Consider the following 260-nt stretch of genomic DNA (forward strand, 5'->3'; position numbering starts at 1 on the left):
GCAAGAGTGGTGTACGCAGCGGCTCCAGCATTTATGTGTACTGGCTTTGGAATTTACTAACCAACAACAAGAACCGCGCTGGAAAGAAGAGTCAAAAAAATTGATCGAATCGCATGTGCGTTTTATGGCAAGCCAACACCAGAACGATGATCAAGGTACAGCTCGACGTCAACTCCACTGATCCACTCCACGGTTTAACCCTGATCGATCAAACACCAAAGCAGAATCCCTTCCCAAACAGGATCCGTAGAAAGCATGAT

1 pseudogene is annotated in these 260 nt (G+C 46.5%); it reads left to right on the top strand.

The features are described from left to right. A pseudogene (locus AB4512_RS23730) lies at positions 1-181 on the top strand (transcriptional regulator); the annotation flags it as partial. Between the last annotated feature and the right edge of the window lie 79 nt (positions 182-260).

Source organism: Vibrio sp. 10N.222.52.B7, assembly GCF_041474275.1.
Lineage (GTDB): Bacteria > Pseudomonadota > Gammaproteobacteria > Enterobacterales > Vibrionaceae > Vibrio > Vibrio crassostreae_C.